At 71.7% G+C, this 15,816-nt stretch carries 21 protein-coding genes; 9 read left to right on the forward strand and 12 right to left on the reverse strand.

The genetic code is table 11. The features are described from left to right. Nucleotides 1-379 precede the first annotated feature (379 nt). Nucleotides 380-655, reverse strand: a complete 276-nt coding sequence (locus tag ACIPW5_RS14050; RefSeq protein ID WP_401244400.1) for a VOC family protein — start codon at nucleotides 653-655, stop codon at nucleotides 380-382. 52 nt (nucleotides 656-707) lie between these two features. Between ACIPW5_RS14050 and ACIPW5_RS14055 the strand changes: the two genes are divergently transcribed. Both ACIPW5_RS14055 and ACIPW5_RS14060 read left to right on the forward strand, forming a co-directional pair. After that, nucleotides 708-986: a helix-turn-helix domain-containing protein gene (locus tag ACIPW5_RS14055; RefSeq protein ID WP_401244402.1), complete on the forward strand. Its 279-nt coding sequence runs from the start codon at nucleotides 708-710 to the stop codon at nucleotides 984-986. Next, on the forward strand, nucleotides 983-1,540 hold the full coding sequence (locus ACIPW5_RS14060) for a hypothetical protein (RefSeq protein WP_401244403.1): 558 nt from the start codon (nucleotides 983-985) through the stop codon (nucleotides 1,538-1,540). Before ACIPW5_RS14055 ends, ACIPW5_RS14060 begins: the two co-directional genes overlap by 4 nt. Before the next feature lie 5 nt (nucleotides 1,541-1,545). On the opposite strand, the gene ACIPW5_RS14065 is transcribed toward ACIPW5_RS14060, so the two are convergent. Together ACIPW5_RS14065 and ACIPW5_RS14070 are read right to left on the reverse strand one after the other, a co-directional pair. Continuing rightward, nucleotides 1,546-2,061: a DUF3291 domain-containing protein gene (locus ACIPW5_RS14065; protein ID WP_401244405.1), complete on the reverse strand. Its 516-nt coding sequence runs from the start codon at nucleotides 2,059-2,061 to the stop codon at nucleotides 1,546-1,548. Nucleotides 2,062-2,255: 194 nt separating this feature from the next. Continuing rightward, nucleotides 2,256-2,834, reverse strand: a complete 579-nt coding sequence (locus ACIPW5_RS14070; RefSeq protein ID WP_401244407.1) for a TetR/AcrR family transcriptional regulator — start codon at nucleotides 2,832-2,834, stop codon at nucleotides 2,256-2,258. Between the two features lie 91 nt (nucleotides 2,835-2,925). On the opposite strand from ACIPW5_RS14070, the gene ACIPW5_RS14075 reads away from it, so the two are divergent. After that, the gene (locus ACIPW5_RS14075) at nucleotides 2,926-3,372 is read left to right on the forward strand and encodes an anthrone oxygenase family protein (RefSeq protein WP_401244408.1); all 447 of its coding nucleotides are present in this window, start codon (nucleotides 2,926-2,928) and stop codon (nucleotides 3,370-3,372) included. A 5-nt stretch (nucleotides 3,373-3,377) separates the two neighbouring features. On the opposite strand, the gene ACIPW5_RS14080 is transcribed toward ACIPW5_RS14075, so the two are convergent. The 3 genes from ACIPW5_RS14080 to ACIPW5_RS14090 are packed head-to-tail and all read right to left on the reverse strand — an operon-like array spanning nucleotide 3,378 to nucleotide 5,412. Next, nucleotides 3,378-3,746 carry an Mth938-like domain-containing protein gene (locus ACIPW5_RS14080; RefSeq protein WP_401244410.1) on the reverse strand — a complete coding sequence of 123 codons (369 nt, stop codon included), beginning with the start codon at nucleotides 3,744-3,746 and terminating at the stop codon, nucleotides 3,378-3,380. Nucleotides 3,747-3,775: 29 nt separating this feature from the next. Then, nucleotides 3,776-4,141 carry a hypothetical protein gene (locus ACIPW5_RS14085; RefSeq protein ID WP_401244412.1) on the reverse strand — a complete coding sequence of 122 codons (366 nt, stop codon included), beginning with the start codon at nucleotides 4,139-4,141 and terminating at the stop codon, nucleotides 3,776-3,778. A 14-nt stretch (nucleotides 4,142-4,155) separates the two neighbouring features. Continuing rightward, on the reverse strand, nucleotides 4,156-5,412 hold the full coding sequence (locus ACIPW5_RS14090; protein WP_401244413.1) for a helix-turn-helix domain-containing protein: 1,257 nt from the start codon (nucleotides 5,410-5,412) through the stop codon (nucleotides 4,156-4,158). Between the two features lie 319 nt (nucleotides 5,413-5,731). On the opposite strand from ACIPW5_RS14090, the gene ACIPW5_RS14095 reads away from it, so the two are divergent. Next, on the forward strand, nucleotides 5,732-5,986 hold the full coding sequence (locus tag ACIPW5_RS14095) for a hypothetical protein (RefSeq protein WP_401244415.1): 255 nt from the start codon (nucleotides 5,732-5,734) through the stop codon (nucleotides 5,984-5,986). 629 nt (nucleotides 5,987-6,615) lie between these two features. On the opposite strand, the gene ACIPW5_RS14100 is transcribed toward ACIPW5_RS14095, so the two are convergent. Together ACIPW5_RS14100 and ACIPW5_RS14105 are read right to left on the reverse strand one after the other, a co-directional pair. Then, nucleotides 6,616-7,032, reverse strand: a complete 417-nt coding sequence (locus tag ACIPW5_RS14100; protein WP_401244417.1) for a hypothetical protein — start codon at nucleotides 7,030-7,032, stop codon at nucleotides 6,616-6,618. A gap of 101 nt (nucleotides 7,033-7,133) precedes the next feature. Next, a complete protein-coding gene (locus tag ACIPW5_RS14105; RefSeq protein ID WP_401244419.1) occupies nucleotides 7,134-8,345 on the reverse strand; it encodes a pyridoxal phosphate-dependent aminotransferase in 1,212 nt (403 codons plus the stop codon). 486 nt (nucleotides 8,346-8,831) lie between these two features. On the opposite strand from ACIPW5_RS14105, the gene ACIPW5_RS14110 reads away from it, so the two are divergent. The 3 genes from ACIPW5_RS14110 (at nucleotide 8,832) to ACIPW5_RS14120 (ending at nucleotide 10,599) form a co-directional block, all read left to right on the forward strand. Continuing rightward, entirely contained in the window at nucleotides 8,832-9,389 is a 558-nt protein-coding gene (locus tag ACIPW5_RS14110) for a hypothetical protein (RefSeq protein WP_401244421.1), read from the forward strand. Nucleotides 9,390-9,438: 49 nt separating this feature from the next. Next, complete coding sequence (locus ACIPW5_RS14115) at nucleotides 9,439-9,915, forward strand: macro domain-containing protein (RefSeq protein WP_401244423.1); 477 nt, start codon at nucleotides 9,439-9,441, stop codon at nucleotides 9,913-9,915. A gap of 117 nt (nucleotides 9,916-10,032) precedes the next feature. Next, nucleotides 10,033-10,599 (forward strand): GNAT family N-acetyltransferase, encoded by a 567-nt coding sequence (locus tag ACIPW5_RS14120; protein WP_401244425.1) that lies wholly within the window; start codon nucleotides 10,033-10,035, stop codon nucleotides 10,597-10,599. Nucleotides 10,600-10,623: 24 nt separating this feature from the next. Here the strand turns inward: ACIPW5_RS14120 and ACIPW5_RS14125 are convergent, their stop codons facing one another. After that, on the reverse strand, nucleotides 10,624-11,118 hold the full coding sequence (locus ACIPW5_RS14125; RefSeq protein ID WP_401244427.1) for a nitroreductase/quinone reductase family protein: 495 nt from the start codon (nucleotides 11,116-11,118) through the stop codon (nucleotides 10,624-10,626). Between the two features lie 103 nt (nucleotides 11,119-11,221). Between ACIPW5_RS14125 and ACIPW5_RS14130 the strand changes: the two genes are divergently transcribed. Next, a complete protein-coding gene (locus ACIPW5_RS14130) occupies nucleotides 11,222-12,262 on the forward strand; it encodes a LysR substrate-binding domain-containing protein (RefSeq protein WP_401244429.1) in 1,041 nt (346 codons plus the stop codon). On the opposite strand, the gene ACIPW5_RS14135 is transcribed toward ACIPW5_RS14130, so the two are convergent. After that, the gene (locus ACIPW5_RS14135) at nucleotides 12,154-12,654 is read right to left on the reverse strand and encodes a peptidylprolyl isomerase (RefSeq protein ID WP_401244431.1); all 501 of its coding nucleotides are present in this window, start codon (nucleotides 12,652-12,654) and stop codon (nucleotides 12,154-12,156) included. The genes ACIPW5_RS14130 and ACIPW5_RS14135 overlap by 109 nt on opposite strands. Nucleotides 12,655-12,997: 343 nt before the next feature. Then, entirely contained in the window at nucleotides 12,998-13,183 is a 186-nt protein-coding gene (locus ACIPW5_RS14140) for a hypothetical protein (RefSeq protein WP_362472075.1), read from the reverse strand. Between the two features lie 178 nt (nucleotides 13,184-13,361). Here ACIPW5_RS14140 and ACIPW5_RS14145 point away from each other — a divergent pair, with 178 nt between their 5' ends. Continuing rightward, on the forward strand, nucleotides 13,362-14,729 hold the full coding sequence (locus ACIPW5_RS14145; RefSeq protein WP_401244433.1) for a carbohydrate-binding protein: 1,368 nt from the start codon (nucleotides 13,362-13,364) through the stop codon (nucleotides 14,727-14,729). A 70-nt stretch (nucleotides 14,730-14,799) separates the two neighbouring features. Here ACIPW5_RS14145 and ACIPW5_RS14150 read toward each other — a convergent pair whose 3' ends face one another. Then, on the reverse strand, nucleotides 14,800-15,816 hold the full coding sequence (locus ACIPW5_RS14150; RefSeq protein ID WP_401244435.1) for a YdcF family protein: 1,017 nt from the start codon (nucleotides 15,814-15,816) through the stop codon (nucleotides 14,800-14,802).

A 15,816-nucleotide genomic window follows, 5' to 3' on the forward strand; every position in this document is an offset into this window, starting at 1 on the left:
CCCGGAAAGCCGAAAGACTGCCGGGAAACCCCCAAAGAAACGGCACGGTCCATGATCAAGGGACGGGTCCGTCAGGGATGAGGCGAGGGGCCGGGCCTCGGTCGGCCGGGCATCCGGCCCGTCCAGCCCCGTTCCGGGGCCAGGGGCGCGGCTACCTGCACGAAAAGTCGATCAGAGCGGCCTGCGGAGCACCCAAGCGCGACAGATCGCTACGCGCTTCTCTCGTCTCAGCGTCCGGCGACCGCCTGGGGCCGATACCTGCACCAAAAGTCGACCAGAGCAGCGCGGAAACGCAGGAGCGCGACAGATCGCTACGCGCTTCTCTGGTCCCTGCGGCCGGCGGCCGTCCGGGGTTGCTGTCCGCGCAAGGACGAGCGGGTCATGTTCCCTTCGGGACGGTCAGGACGACCGTACGGCCGTCGGGGTCGGTGAGGGTGCGCGGGGAGTCGCCCGTCAGGCCGAGGCGGAGGTAGCCCGTCTCGGGGCGGCGGGTGGCGGGGTAGAGCTCCAGGACGCCGCCGTCGGCGAAGGTCGCGGCGTAGTGGTCCGGGCCGTTGCCGTGGCGCTCCGGTACGAGGTCGAGGCCGAGACCGGCGTAGAACGCGCGGCACTCTTCGAGACGGTTCGTGTAGATGACGATCAGATCGACGGTCATGCGGCGGACTCCCCTCTGGTATCCCGCTCACGGTATACATACCATTGAGGGTATGCCAAGGAAGAATGAGTCCGACGAGCTCGAAGAGCGCGACCTCGCCTACCGGATCGCCCAGGCGGTGTTCGACCGCAGGACGGAACTCGGCTGGTCGCAGCGTCAGTTGGCGGAGGCGGCCGGCATGAGGCAGCCGCACGTCTCGCGGCTGGAGGCGGCGAGGAGCCTGCCCAGCCTCGACGTCCTGCACCGGGTCGCCGAAGCGATGGGCACCGACCTCACGGTGTGCCTCGTACCGCGCGAAGCTGCCAAGTCCTCGGAGGTGGTCGTCCGATGAGGCTGCCGCACAGACACTCCGGGTACGTGCTGGAGGCGGTCGCGGCGGTCGTCGTGATCGCCGCCCTCCTGGTCACCCGTGGGGTCGGGCTGGTGGGCATGCTCACCTACTCGGTCGGGCAGATCCTGATGATCGTCCCCGGTGCGATGCAGGTCCGGCACCACTTCGCGCCGCTGTGCACGGAGTGCGTCAAGGTGATGCCGCTCAACCCGGCGGAAGCGGCCCGGGAGAACGGCAGGATGCGCCGGACGCTGTGGATGAGCCACTTCCTCTTCGGCTCGCTCCCGCGGTTCGGTCTGCTCCTGTTCGCGACCGCCTCCCTCGCGATCCTGGGCTCCGTCCCGCTGTACCACCTGTTGGGGATGGACGGTGCGAAGGAGAGGGCGTACCTCTTCCTCATCGCCGGGATCGTCCTCACCGTAACCACCACGTTGACCACCCGGACCCACAACCGCCTCGCGCCCTGGTGCCCGTACTGCGACGACGGGGACGAGGGCGAGGAGGAGCCCGTCGTGGACCCCACTGACGGGCGGGGTCAGCCGGCGCCGGCGTAAGTGCGTCAGCGAGCCGCCTCCGGGGTGAAGGGGGTCCGGAAGGTGAAGGCGTGCGGCGTGGAGCCGTGGTCGCGGAGGTGTTCCAGCCGGGAGACCCCGTCCTGCCAGGTGGGTATCACGCCGTCGGGAACCCACCAGAACGCGTGGTTCGGGTGTGCCGACCTCTCGAACCAGTCGTAGCGCCGGTTCAGCGCCTCACGGTGCAGGCCGGTGTAGACGGCGTCGGAGGCGGAGTGCAGGTCGGTCCAGAGGGAGAGGGTCGTGGCCAGGGCGGTGGTTTCCGCCGTACGGCCCTTGTCGTACCACCCCGGAACGGCGAACTCCCCCCACGCGCCCCAGTCCAGGTCGAAGTGCGTGCCCTGACTCCGGTCCGCCGCCTCGGCATGGCCGAGGTATCCCGGGTGCCCGCTGATCTCCCGGTAGACGGGCTCGCCGCTGTCGTGGAGTTCACGCGTGAGCGGCGCGGAATCGGCGAGGGGCGCCTTCAGGACGCCGAACGTGTACAGCGCAAGACGGGACATGCGTCTCCCTGGTCGGGGGAACTCCGGCGACCGTGGTTGATCGCCGAGGACCAGGTGAAAGTAGCGACCCCCGACGGCCTTGTCGAAGTTGCGCTTTCCCCGCCCAAATGCCCTCTGAGCTGGGCTGTTTGGCAATTTCGGCGAGGCATGATCCGGCCCGTGGCGCAAGCCCTCGCGAGGCGCGGTCGAGGGGGTCAGAGCGCGGCGAGCCGCTCCACCAGCAGCCGCACCCTCGGCTCGACGTCCTCCGGCAGCAGTCGTCCCGCCCGGGTCAGGGTCGCCAGGCCGTGCAGGGAGGCCCAGAACACCTCGGTGAACAGCCCTGGCGGGACGCCGTCCCCGGCGACCTCGGCCAGGCTCTCCAGCAGCGCGGCGAAGGCGTCCTTGAGGGGTTCCGGGGTCTCCTCGACCGCGAAGGCCAGGCCGCCGTCGAGCTGGAACAGGGCCTCGTAGACCGCCGGGTTCCGGGCGGCGAAGTCGAGGTAGGCGAGGGCGAGGGCGGTGACCCGCTCACGCGGTCCGCTCGCACCCGACGTGGCGGCCCGCACCGCCACGGCCATCTCGGCGGCACCCTCCAGGGCGACGGCGCCGATGATCTCGCGCTTGCCGCGGAAATGGCTGTAGAGGACGGGCTGGCTGTACTCGATGCGCTCGGCGAGCCGGCGGGTGGTGACCGCGTCCCAGCCCTGCTGCTCGGCGAGTTCGCGGGCCGTCGCCACGATGAGGCGCTCACGCTCCGCCCGTTCACGCTGCTTGCGTTCCTGTACCGACATACCCGAACCCTAGCACTGCTAGACAAGCAAGCGGCAGCAGCGCTAGCGTTGCCTCATCACCTAGCAGCGCTAGATCCCTGGAGGGTCCGTCATGCTCAACGCACTCGAGGTCTTCACCACCGTGGTCGTCGGCCTGATGGTCGGGGTGGAGTTCTCCGTCGCCTTCGTCATCAACCGGATCCTCGACGCACTCCCCGAGGACAGCGGCCAACTCGGCCGCGCCCACGGGGGCCGGATGCTCGGCGCCGTGATGCCGGTCTGGTACATCGGCTCGCTCGTCCTCGTCGCCATCTGGGCCATAGCCGGATGGACGGACCAGGCCGGCGGCCTCGTCGTCACCGCCGGCGCGCTGCTGATCGTCAGCGTGGTCATGTCGATCCTGCTGCTCGTCCCGATCAACAACCGGAGCAAGACGTGGACCCCCGAGAACCGGCCCGCCGACTGGAAGGAACAGTCGAACCGCTGGGACCGCTTTCACTACGTCCGCGTCGCCGTCATCATCGCCGCGTTCGCCCTGCTGGTGACGGCCCTCGTCTGAGCCGCTCAGCAGGTGGAGTGGAACAGCCCGCCGACGGCCTCCCCGGCCCCGGCCAGCCGGTTGTACACCTCGACGGCGCCCCTGGTCTCGTCGACGTACACGTCGACCCCGGCCTCCCGCAGTACCTCCAGCGCCTCCGGCGTCGCCTTCAGCCGCCGCTCCATCCCCTGGCTGAGCACGACGACCGCACACCCCCGCCCCAGCAGCTCCCGCACCTCCCCGTCCCGGATCCCGGGCTCGTGCCGGGTCCCGTACACCCCCCAGTCCCAGACGCTCCCGCCCCCGGGATACAGCACGAAGTCCTTCCCCGAGGGCAGCCCTTCGACCTCCATCTCCCCCCAGGAGATCCGCGTGATCAGCGGAGACCGTTCCATCACACACCCTTTGTCGTCGCCGGCGGTCCTCAGGCGATCGCCTTCTCGATCGCCTCGAAGATGTCCGCGTCCGTTTCTTGCTGCCACGCAGGAAGGTCCGGCCAGTCGGCCACGTAGCCCGGCTTCGGCTCCTCGAAGTGCTTGAACATCTGGGCGGTCCAGCAGGTGGCGACGAACCGGCTCTTCTGCTCCCGGGAGAGTCGTGTGGTGGTGGCACCGCTGATCTCGACGAAGTGGCGCACTTGCGCGTACACGGCCCCGGCGGCCTCGCGCTCCCACTGCGGAGTCTCGTCCCACGGAGTCACGTAACCGGCCTTCGGCTCACCGGGGAAATGCTGCCGCACCCCCGCGATCCAGGCCTCCCGGAACAGTCGTGCGCCTTCGGTCTGCGACATGCCAAGCCCTCTCGTCACGGTGTCCTCAGCGCGGCGATCTCCGCCCCCAGTTCCGCTACGCGGTGGTCGCGGCTCATGGGGCCGAACTCGTCGCACAGGCTTCGGAGTCTACGGGCGATGTACCCAGACGATGACGCTTGGGCGAGAGCCAGTGCCTCACCTGCGTACGCAAGCATCTGGTCGGCATCTTGACGTTTGGCGCCGACTACGGCCAGGTCGGCAAGCACCGCGCCTCTTCGCCGATATGAGTGCCCGGAAGCCAGCGATCCCTGCTTCAGAGCTTCACCCAGGACCTCCTCCGCGAGGTCGAAGCGGCCGAGCTGTACGTATCGGGCCCCGCGTTCCTCTGCGAGTCGTGTGCCATCGAAGCGCAGCCAGCCGCCGTTCGAGCTGCCGTCGGCCAGATGCTGAACCTCTTCAGCCTGGGCCAAGGCCTCCTCGCAGCCTGCCAGGTCTCCCCTGCAGGCGTGCGCCTCAGCCTGGACGGACGCGACCCAGTGACGCGTGGAGAGTGCTGTGTCCCCTCGGACCGCGACGCGTTCTGCCGCACGCAGAGTCTCGGTGGCCTCGCGATACCGGTGCTCGGAGATATCCACGTAGGCGTGACGTGTAAGGGCGCAAGCCCAAAGGTCGTACGTTCCCGCTTCCTTGCTCACGGAAGCCGCGAGGGTATACGAGGCGGCTGCGTCCGCATACCGGTTGGCATCGAACGACACTTCTCCAGCCAGTTGGAAGAGGTCGGCTGCTGCCTTGAGGAGGGGGAGCGAGTTGCGGTGACGCGCTCCCGACAAGGCTTCGTTCAGCGCGGTGAGCTGATCCCGGACGATGGGGTAGACCGTCCCCTTGGACCGAGCCAGTTGGTAGACCTGCCACAGGTGACTGTTCATCCGAGTGAAATGGGCAGGGTCGCCCCGCTGTACACCGTCGGCCAGGGCCTCTGCCTCGTCGAAGGGAAGGGCCGCCAGAGCGCCACTGACAGTGAGTATGCGGAGGAATTCGCGGCGGATCATCTCGTCGGGGTCTCCCGCCTTCGGGTGGTCACTGGACTTCTGGTGCGAAGCCCCCCGCTCTGCGGTTCGTGACGGTGACAGGAGGACTTCCAGCTCGTGGAGGCTGACCTCCAGGGCGCCCGCCAAGGGTGACCGCTGATGCGGCTGCGGTGCGTTCTTGCCGCACTCCCAGCGTCCGACCGTTGTGCGGTCCACGCCCAGCAACTCGGCCAATTTCTCCTGACTGTAGCCCAGGGTCTTGCGCCGTCCTGCCAGTCCCATACGACCTCTTCTTGTGCCTCTGGCCCTCTCGGGTTCCGTGCACGGATCTGCATCAAGCCTGCCGCATGGATGCCGTGGAAGTTCGCGACTTTCGGCGCTTTTCTGGGTGTTGTGGCAAACGAGACGGCGACAAGACCACGGAGAGGTACGTACATGGCAACGTCCCATGCTGACGGGGAGTGCAGCCCAAACGTGGCGTTCGGCTCCTTCGACGCTCCCATGCACAGGGCGCAGGGCCTGAGCGAACCCAGCGCGGAACTCCTCGACCGTGCCCTGACCGGCTGGGAGCGCTTCCTCGACACCTTCGAGGCGGCATCCGATGAGTGAGTGCTACGAGTACGTCCCCCACCGCCTGCTCCGCCGCCGGGTCCGGGACATCGCCTCCGGCGTCGAAGGTGTCCTCATGGCCGTGATCAACGAGAATGTCTCGGACACCGGCATCGAACGCTGGATGGAACTGGCCTACATCCGGGGCGCCTCCGGCCGCGAGTTCACCACCGCCGCCACCAACGTCGAACCCGCCCCTGACCAGCCCAAGACGGCTGCGGGCCGCCGAGACCAGGGAAGCGCGTAGCGATCTGATGCGCCCCTGCGTTTCCGCGCTGCTCTGGTCGACTTTTGGTGCGGGTACCAGCCCAAGGCGGTCGTCGGACGCTTGGCCGGGAGGAGCGCGTAGCGATCAGATGCGTCTGGGTGGTCCGCAGGCCGTTCTGATCAAGCTCTCGTGCGGGTAGTCGCGCCCCTGGCGCGGAATCATGGATCTGGGGCTCGGATGCCCGGCGGGCCGGGGCCCGGCCCCTCGCCTCATCGCTGAGGGACCCGTCCCTCCAGCCTCTGCCCGGTGACCGTTTCTTTGGGGGTTTCCCGGCAGTCTTTCGGCTTTCCGGGGCGGGTCGGTCTGTCAAGGGTGGCCGAAGGCCATCACGCAGTGACGCGACCGAAGGGAGCGCCCTTGACAGGCCGGCACGAACCGGAAGGACGATGGGACTGACGGGAAGCCCCCAACCTTCTCTGAGACCGCCCAGGGGAGTACCGCCCCCAGCCGACCCACCCGCACCCGGGAGGCGGGTGGGCAGGCGCCGATCGGCGGAGGGGGGTCGAGGGGGAGATGGCGGGCCCGAGGCGGGCGCCCCGACGCCGCAACCCCCCCAGCCAAGTCATGGCGCCCGGTCCGGAGCCTGCGCGGTCCCGGACCGGGGCCGGTCAGTGGGCGCCGGCCCGGTCGGGGGCTTCGAGGGCGGCGGTGTGGGCGTCCATGCGCTGGGCGGCGAGGATCGCCGCGGCGGTGTCGGCGCGGGACGCGGCGACGAGCAGGGCGCGGCCGGCGAGGTCGCGGGCGCGGCGGTGGAGGGTGCGGGTGTCGGCGCCGTCGGCCAGGGCGGGGTAGGCGACGCGGACGGGATGCGACCCGCGCAGGCGGGTCACCTGGGCTGCGATGCGCACGGCGCCGTCGTCGTCGAGGCCGAGCTCGTCGGTGACGGCGAGCAGCGCTGCGAGGTGCCCGGCAAGCTGGATGTCGAGGGCCTCGCCCCGGCTGCTGTGCGGGTACGCGGCGGTGTCGGGGGCGCGGTTGCCGTCCACTCGGTGGACGACCGACTTGGGGCGGCTCGGTTCGTACATGAGGGGGCCTCCTGCGTGGTCAGGAGGCCATCCTACATTGGAATCGGTCTAAGGTTGAGTCGAATCTTGGTAGAGCGCGAGTGGATCGCCCCGGCCCCGCCCTACGGCTGCCCGTACCCGTCCAGGAAGCGGCCGATCCGGGTCACGGCGTCCGCGAGGTCCTTCGCGTTGGGCAGGGTCACGATGCGGAAGTGGTCGGGCTCGGGCCAGTTGAAGCCCGTGCCGTGGACCACCATGATCTTCTCGGCCCGCAGCAGGTCGAGGACCATCTGCCGGTCGTCCTTGACCTTGTAGACCGCCGGGTCCAGCTTCGGGAACAGGTACAGCGCGCCCTTGGGCTTCACGCAGGTGATGCCCGGGATCTGGGTCAGCAGGTCGTACGCCGTGTCGCGCTGCTCCAGCAGTCGTCCGCCCGGCAGGACCAGGTCCACGATCGACTGCCGCCCGCCCAGGGCGGTGGCCACGGCGTGCTGGGAGGGCATGTTGGCGCACAGCCGCATGTTGGCGAGGATCGTCAGGCCCTCGATGTACGACGAGGCGTGCTTCTTCGGCCCGCAGACGGCCATCCAGCCGGCCCGGTACCCGGCCACGCGGTAGTTCTTGGACAGTCCGTTGAAGGTCAGCGTCAGCAGGTCCGGGGCGATCGCCGCGGTGTTCGTGTGCGTGGCGCCGTCGTAGAGGATCCGGTCGTAGATCTCGTCGGAGCAGACCACCAGGTTGTGCCGGCGGGCGATGTCCGTCAGCCCCCGCAGCATCTCGTCGTCGTAGACGGCGCCGGTCGGGTTGTTCGGGTTGATGATCACGATCGCGCGCGTGCGGTCGGTGACCTTGCGCTCGATGTCCGCGAGGTCGGGCATCCAGTCGGACTGCTCGTCGCAGCGGTAGTGCACGGCGGTGCCGCCGGCCAGCGAGACCGACGCGGTCCACAGCGGGTAGTCCGGGGCGGGGACCAGTACCTCGTCGCCGTCGTCGAGCAGCGCCTGCATCGACATCTGGATCAGCTCGGAGACGCCGTTGCCGAGGTAGATGTCCTCGACGTCCAGGTGGATGCCCTTGGTCTGGTAGTGCTGCATGACCGCGCGCCGCGCCGACAGCAGGCCCTTCGCGTCCCCGTAGCCGTGGGCGTTGCCCAGGTTGCGGAGCATGTCCTCGAGGATTTCCGGCGGGCACTCGAAGCCGAAGGCCGCGGGGTTGCCGGTGTTCAGCTTGAGGATGCGATGACCTGCCGCTTCGAGCCGCATCGCCTCTTCGAGGACGGGTCCGCGGATCTCGTAGCAGACATTGGCGAGTTTCGTTGACTGGATCACCTGCATGACGGGAGCTTACGGGCCCGTCCGCGCGCCCGCTCGGCCGTTCCGGCGGAAATCCATCGAGCGATATGCCCTATTTCGCGCGATGTAGGGGTGGCGCCCGCGTCCACCCTTTGAAACGGCGGCCGGACCCCCCTCCGGCCTGCGGAATGGATGTGTGGCCCGCAGCGCCCCACCCCCGGTGTTGCGCTCGTCACCCCCCGGAGGGAGGCGCGGGACCGTCCCCCTCCCGGGCGATGGGCGGCCGCGGGGCGCTCCGGACCGGCGCCGGGCGCCAACCGGCCACGCCCGCGCGCCAGTACGCGTCCGCCGGTGTCCACGGGTGCCCCGGACTACCTCCGAGTAGGGTCCGGCGCCGCTCCCGCACCGCTTCCGGGCCCGCCGTTCCGCCCCGTGGACCCGGATTGACGACCAGGGCTCTTTAGGTGAGCCTTACCTCACTTTGGCGCGCCTGACGGAGTCGCGCCCCTCGTCCCGGAGCCCTCTGCCATGTCCTCCCCAGCCGCCAGACTCGCCCCCCGCCCCATCCGCCTGTACGACTCGTGGTGGACCGTAGCGGCGGGGGCCCTGTGTGCGCTGGTCGTCCTGGCTGCGGGCCTGTGGTGCTCGCTCCACGTGCAGGCCGACGAGGCCATGCACTCCGCCGCGCTGTTCGCGCACCTGGCCTCGCTGGTGCTCGGCTTCGGCGCGGTGCTGTCGGCCGACTACTACGGCCTGCTGTGGGCCACCGGCCGCTGCGGCCTGGCGGAGGTCGTCGCGGCGACCTCCCGGCTCCACGTCCCGATCTGGGCCGGCCTCGGCGGCCTGGTGGTCAGCGGTCTGATGCTCCACCCGGACCTGACCTCCCCGCTGACCCTCACCAAGATCGGTCTGGTCGCCGCGCTGACCGTCAACGGCCTCCAGGCGGGCCTCCTCGGCCGCCGCCTCGACGCCGCCTCCGGCGAAGCCGGCCGCGGCCTGCTGCTCTGGGGCGGCGCCACCGCCCTGGTCTCCCAGGCCTGCTGGTGGGGCGCGGTCGTCATCGGCTTCCTGAACACCAACAGCTGACCGGCACCGACAGCCGACCGCTGTCAGTGCCCCTTCCTACCGTGGGCACATGAAGCCGCTCACGATCATTGCCGGGGACGCGACGAGTCCGCAGGCCAAGGGCCCCAAGCTGATCGCACACGTCTGCAACGACATAGGCGGCTGGGGCAAGGGCTTCGTGCTCGCCCTCTCCCGGCGCTGGCCCGAGCCCGAAGCGGAATTCAGGGCCTGGCACCGCGGGCGCAGCGGCAACGACTTCGGGCTCGGGGCCGTGCAGGTGGTGCGGGTGAAGCCCGACGTGTGGGTCGCCAACATGGTCGGCCAGCGCGGGATACGCACCGGCAGCGGCGGCCCGCCCATCCGCTACGAGGCCGTCGAGCGCTGCCTCGCCGCGCTGGCGGACCACGCCCTGGAGCTCGGGGCGAGCGTCCACATGCCGCGCATCGGGTGCGGCCTCGCCGGCGGCAAGTGGTCCCGCGTCGAACCGCTGATCACCGAAGCGCTCTGCGCCCGGGACGTGGCGGTCACGGTGTACGACCACGCGTGACGCGTGACGCGTGACGTGCAACGCGCGACCCCTGCCCCCCGCCCCCCGCCCACCCCGAGGTGACATCCGGGCCCCGTCACCAGGCCCGGGGCAGGGCGTGCGTGGCAGCATCGCCGCATGCGCTTCCGATACGCCACCGAGGCCGACGCGCCCGCCATGGCCCGGCTGTTCGCCGCCAACCACCACGACGCCCTCACCGAGGAGCAGCGGGCCGCGCAGGGCTTCGTGCAGGGGGCCTTCGGTGCCGAAACCCTGCGCGCCATGGCCCGGGACGGGGAGCTGCTCGTGGCCGACGCGGGGCACGGGCAGGTCGCCGGGCTGCTCGCGCTGTCGGTCGCCGAGGACATGGCCGACCCGCCGGCGGCCGTCGCCGGGCTGCTGCGCGCCCAGTCAGCGCTCGTCTGGCGCGGGCGCCCCCTGAGCGAGGTGCCGTGGCTGCTGTACGGGCCGGTCGTGGTGGACGCCGCCTTCCGCGGGCACGGCGTGGCCCGGGGCCTGTTCGCGAGGGCGGTCGAGGCCTCGGCCGGGCGCGCCGAGGCGCTGGTCGCCTTCATCGAGGCGGGCAACGCCCCCTCCTGGCGGGTGCACGTCGACGCCTTCGGCATGACCCCGCTCGGCGAGTACGCGGTCGACGGCCGCACCTACACCGCCGTCGCCACCCCGGCCGAGCAGCCCGCGGCGTAGCTGTCGCCGAACGGGGTCCGCCCGTCACCCCTCCACGATCACCAGCGGCAGCTCCCGGGGCCGCGCGAGCGCCTGGTACTCCTCGTAGGGCGGCCACAGCGCCGTCAGCGCCTCCCAGTACGTCTCCCGCTCCGCCGGGTCCGCCGTGTGCGCCCACGCCGCGAGGGTCCGGGTGCCCACCTGGAGGCGGACCTGCGCGTGCGCGGTGAGGTTCTCGTACCAGGCAGGGGGGCGGAGCCCGGCCGAATCGGCGGCCACGAGCAGGTACCGGCCCTCGTCCTCGGCGTAGACCAGCGGGGTGCGCACCGGCCGGCCCGTGATGCGGTCGAGGGTGGTCAGGAGGAGGGTCGGGACCCCGTGCCACAGGTGGTCGGTACCGCCGCTCGCGACGTAGGCCCGTACGTGGTCGAGCCGCGGACCGGGGTGCGGGTCCACGGGGTGGTCCCAGTCGACCGGGGACCCCGGCGAGTCCGGGGACCTCGGCGAGTCCGGGGCGACCGGCACGGCAACACTGTTCATCTGACCTCCGTAGGGCGTCCCCCGGAGCGCTAACGAGCCTTTACCGATTCTGGATGCGCCGGACCCGTAGCGCACGCCCGCAGGTCTGGACCAAGCTCGGACCATGGATCTGGAGCTGAGGCACCTCAAGATCGTCAGGGCCGTCGCCGACGCCGGCAGCCTGACCCGCGCCGCCACCGCCCTCGGGCTCGCGCAACCCGCCCTGAGCGGCCAGCTGAAACGGATCGAGCGGGCCCTGGGCGGCGAACTCTTCGCACGCGGCCGCGACGGCGTACGGACCACCGCGCTCGGCGAACTGGTGCTGGAGCGGGCCCGGGTCCTGCTGCCCGCGCTGTCCGAGCTCCAGGAGGAGGCGGTGCGCTTCGCCCGGAGCGGGGCCGCCGGCTACCGGCTCGGCGGCACCCACGGGCCGCTGCTCGGCGGGCTCGTCGACCGGATCGCCCACCAGGAGCCCGGGGTGCCCGTGACCACGTACACGTCCTGGTCGGAACGGGAGATCGCCCAGGGCGTGGCCGCGGGCCGGCTGGACTTCGCGCTGGTCGGGGCCTGCGGCGAGAGCGCCCCGCCCGAGCCCGGCCGGCTCGCCTGGCTGGAGGTGGCCCGGGACCCGGTCCACGTGATGCTGGCCGAGGACCACCCGCTGGCCCCGCGCCCGGAGATCGAGCTGGCCGAGCTGGCCGCCGAGGCCTGGACCGACGTACCCGGCGACGGCTGCTTCGGGGACTGCTTCGCCGCGGCCTGCGTCCGCGCCGGGTTCACGCCCGCCTGCGTCTACGAGACCGACACCGCGTCCTGCGTGCACCTGGTCCAGGTCGGCCGGGCCGTCGGGCTGTGCCGGGCCACCTTCCCGGCCACCCCCGGGGTGGTGGCCCGGCCGCTCGCCGGAAGCCCGCTGCTGTGGCGGCACCTGCTGGGCTGGCACCCGGCCGCACCGGCCGCCGCCCGGGCGCCGGGCGTCCTGGCGCACGCCCGGTCCGCGCACGCGGAGGCGCTGGCCCGATCCTCGGGCGCCGCGGCCCGCCGGCCCGCCGCGGCTCAGCCCGCAGCCACCGCCTTCTCGATCACCACCGGGACCAGCGGGACGTCACCGTGCCCGCCCGCCCGGCCGGTGCGGACGGCGGCGATGGAGTCCACCACGTCCTGACCCCCGGTGACCGTGCCGAAGACGGCGTAGCCCCACCCGGCCGGGGTGGGGGCGGTGTGGTCCAGCGCCGGGTTGTCGGCGGTGTTGACGAAGAACTGGGAGGTCGCCGAGTGCGGGACGCTCGTACGGGCCATCGCCACCGAGTACCGGACGTTCTTCAGGCCGTTGTCCGCCTCGTTGCGCACCGGTTCGCGCACGGGCTTCTGCCGCATGTCGGCGGTGAACCCGCCGCCCTGGTTCATGAACCCGGGGATCACCCGGTGGAAGACCGTGCCGTCGTAGTGGCCGCTCTCCACGTACGCGAGGAAGTTGGCGACCGTGGCCGGGGCCGCCTCCTGGTGGAGGTCGATGACGATGGTGCCGAGGCTGGTGGTCAGCTTCACCTGGGGCATGAGGGGGTCCGGTCCCTTCGGGTGCGAAACGTGCCTCTCAGCTTCGCAGAGGGTGAGGGAGGGGCCACGGGGTGGGGTCGCCGTGCCGTGCCGCGGGGCGGGGCGGGGGCGTGGGCCGCTGCGCGGGGCAGGGTCCCCTACCCGCCCTTCCACCGTTCCTCCCCCAGCTACCGCTGGGAGGTGCCCCCAGGGGCTCCGCCCCAGACCCCGCGCCTCAAACGCCGGCGGGGCTGGAGGGTGGAGGGGCTGGAGGGGCTGGAGGGGCTGGAGGGGGCCGGGCAGGCCTTGGCCCCGGGGGGCGACCCCGGGGCCTCGGGTGCGGCAGTCCTCGGTCGGGCGGGCGCTACGGGAGGTAGCGCTCGATGACCTGGGGGCCCTCCTTCTCGATCAGCTTCCGCGCCGCTTCGACCCGCTCCGGAGTCGGGTCGTGGCCGGTCGCCATCACCAGGTCCTCGGGGTCGTACGCGCGCTCTCCACCGGTGAAGAGCCGGTCCGACCGGGTGGGCTGCTCGTTGGTTTCACTGTCCATCGGATACCTCCTACCGTGCCCCCCAGGCCCCCATCCTGAGGCCCCCGCCCCATGAACGCACCCCGGAAGCCGGACGCCCCCGGCCATAACACCGGGGGAGGGGCCAACCGGCAGCTCCCGTACGCCGGTTCGGATTCCTACGGTTTCGGTGACCCCCACTGAACCGAGGAGATCCACCATGCTCAAGCGACACGCCCGCGCGGCGTGTACCGCCCTGGCCGCCGCCGGGCTGCTGCTGGCCGGCACCACCGCCGCCGGGGCCGCCACCCCCGCCGCGGACCCGGCCGCCCCGCAGAAGTCGGCGACGGCCACCCTGCGCCCCGGCGACGCACCCGCCGAACTGCTCGCCGCCCTCCAGCGCGACCTCGGCCTGACCCCCACACAGGCCGAGGACCGCCTCGCCCACGAGGCCGAGGCGGGCGCCACCGCCGCCCGGCTGAGCGCCCGCCTCGGCACCGCCTTCGCGGGGGCCTGGGTCGACGGGGCCGACTCCGCCACCCTGACGGTGGCCACCACCCGCGCCGCCGACACCGCCGCGATACGCGCGGCCGGGGCGCAGGCCAGGCTGGTCACCCGCTCCCTGGCCGACCTGGACGCCGCGAAGGCGGGCCTGGACCGGGCCGCCACCGCCGAGACGCCCGTCCGGTACGTCGACCCGCGCACCAACACCCTCGTCGTCGAGGAGACCCGGCCCGGCGCGGCCGCCGCGCTGCTGGCCGCCACCGGCACCGACCCCGCCCTCGCCACGGTCGTGCGCACCGCCGCGGAGAAGGCCCCGCGCCCGCTGTACGACCTGCGCGGCGGGGACGCGTACTACATGAACGGCCAGGGCCGCTGCTCCGTCGGCTTCCCGATCACCAAGGGCACCACCCAGGGCTTCGCCACCGCCGGCCACTGCGGCCGCGCCGGGACCTCCACCAGCGGCTTCAACCAGGTCGCGCAGGGGTCCTTCCAGGCCTCCGTCTTCCCGGGCAACGACATGGCCTGGGTCGCCGCGAACACCAACTGGACCGCCACCCCCTACGTGAAGGGCAGCGGCGGGGCGAACGTGCAGGTCACCGGCTCCGTCCTGCAGCCCGTCGGCTCCTCCGTCTGCCGCTCCGGATCGACCACCGGCTGGCACTGCGGAACCGTCCAGCAGCACAACACCAGCGTCACCTACCCCGAGGGCACCATCTCCGGCGTCACCCGCACCACGGTCTGCGCCGAGCCGGGCGACTCCGGCGGCTCCTACATCTCCGGCAGCCAGGCGCAGGGCGTCACCTCGGGCGGCTCCGGCGACTGCAGCAGCGGCGGCACCACCTTCTTCCAGCCGCTGAACCCGATCCTGTCCGCGTACGGCCTGACCCTCAAGGTCACCGGCTCCGACCCGGGCCCCGGGCCCGGCCCCGGCCCGCAGCCGGGCGGCACGTGGAAGGCCGGCGCCGTCTACGCCGCCGGGGACACCGTCACCTACGGCGGCGCGAGCTACCGCTGCCTCCAGGGCCACCAGGCCCAGACGGGCTGGGAGCCGTCGGCCGTCCCGGCGCTCTGGCAGAAGCTGTAAAACGCGGGGGACCGCCGGACAGGGGGTGCCGTGACGACCAAGGGGGGCGTCACGGCACCCCCGCACGGCGTTACCGGACCGCCGCGGCGACCGTGGCCAGGGCGCCGAGCGCGACCAGCGCGCCGCAGATCCACAGGTTGACCGTCCGGTGCTCCCAGAACACCGCGACGAACTCGCGCAGCAGGGCGCTCGGCAGGAAGTAGCGGGCCGTCGGCGAGCCGAGGACCTGCCCGTTGACGCCCGTCTTGCGGGCCAGCATCGCGGCGCGGAAGGCGTGGAAGTTGTTGGTGACGACCACGCACCGGTAGCCCGGCTTGTCCGCCAGCATGATCCCCTTGGAGAAGAGCATGTTCTCCTCGGTCGTGGCGGAGTTCTCCTCCAGCCTCACGTGCTCCGCCGGGACGCCCTCCGCGATCAGCCAGTCGGCCATGGCCCGGGCCTCGGAGACCCGCTCGTCCGATCCCTTGCCGCCCGAGGTGAGCAGCACCGGCGGGCGCGAGCCGCGGGCCAGCTGGGCCGCGTAGATCTGCTGCCCCTTGCGCAGCCGGGAGGCCAGCAGCGGCGGTACCCGGTCCCCGCCGATCAGGCCGGAGCCCAGCATCACCACGTGGTCGACGTCGCCGCGCACCTTGATCCGGCCGTAGAGGAAGGCGTAGCCGAGGAAGCACAGGAAGATGAAGGCGACGTAGCCGACGACGAGGGTCAGCGTCGCGGCGATGCCGGTCAGGACCGCGGAGTGGAACATCGGGACGGCGATCAGCAGCGCGATCATCCCGAAGATGCCGAGCCCCGCCAGCATCGACAGCAGGTTGCGCGGGCTGCGGCCCTCCTTGCGGATCATGGTGACGCCGTTGGCGATCAGGAAGCCGCCGATCGCGATCGTGCCGAGCACGGGCCCGGTGAAGGCCAGCGCGAAGATCGTCAGCGCCGCCCACGCGGGCAGGGCGGTCACCTTGAACAGCACCGCTGCCAGCAGCGCGATGCAGGTCAGGCCGAGCAGCACGGCGTTGCTGAAGCGGCGGCGGTCCTTGAAGACGCCCACGCAGAAGGCGAGGAAGAGGAGCGCGGGGAGTATGAAGACGGCCAT

Source organism: Streptomyces sp. NPDC090077, from assembly GCF_044747545.1.
In the GTDB taxonomy this organism is placed as follows: domain Bacteria; phylum Actinomycetota; class Actinomycetes; order Streptomycetales; family Streptomycetaceae; genus Streptomyces.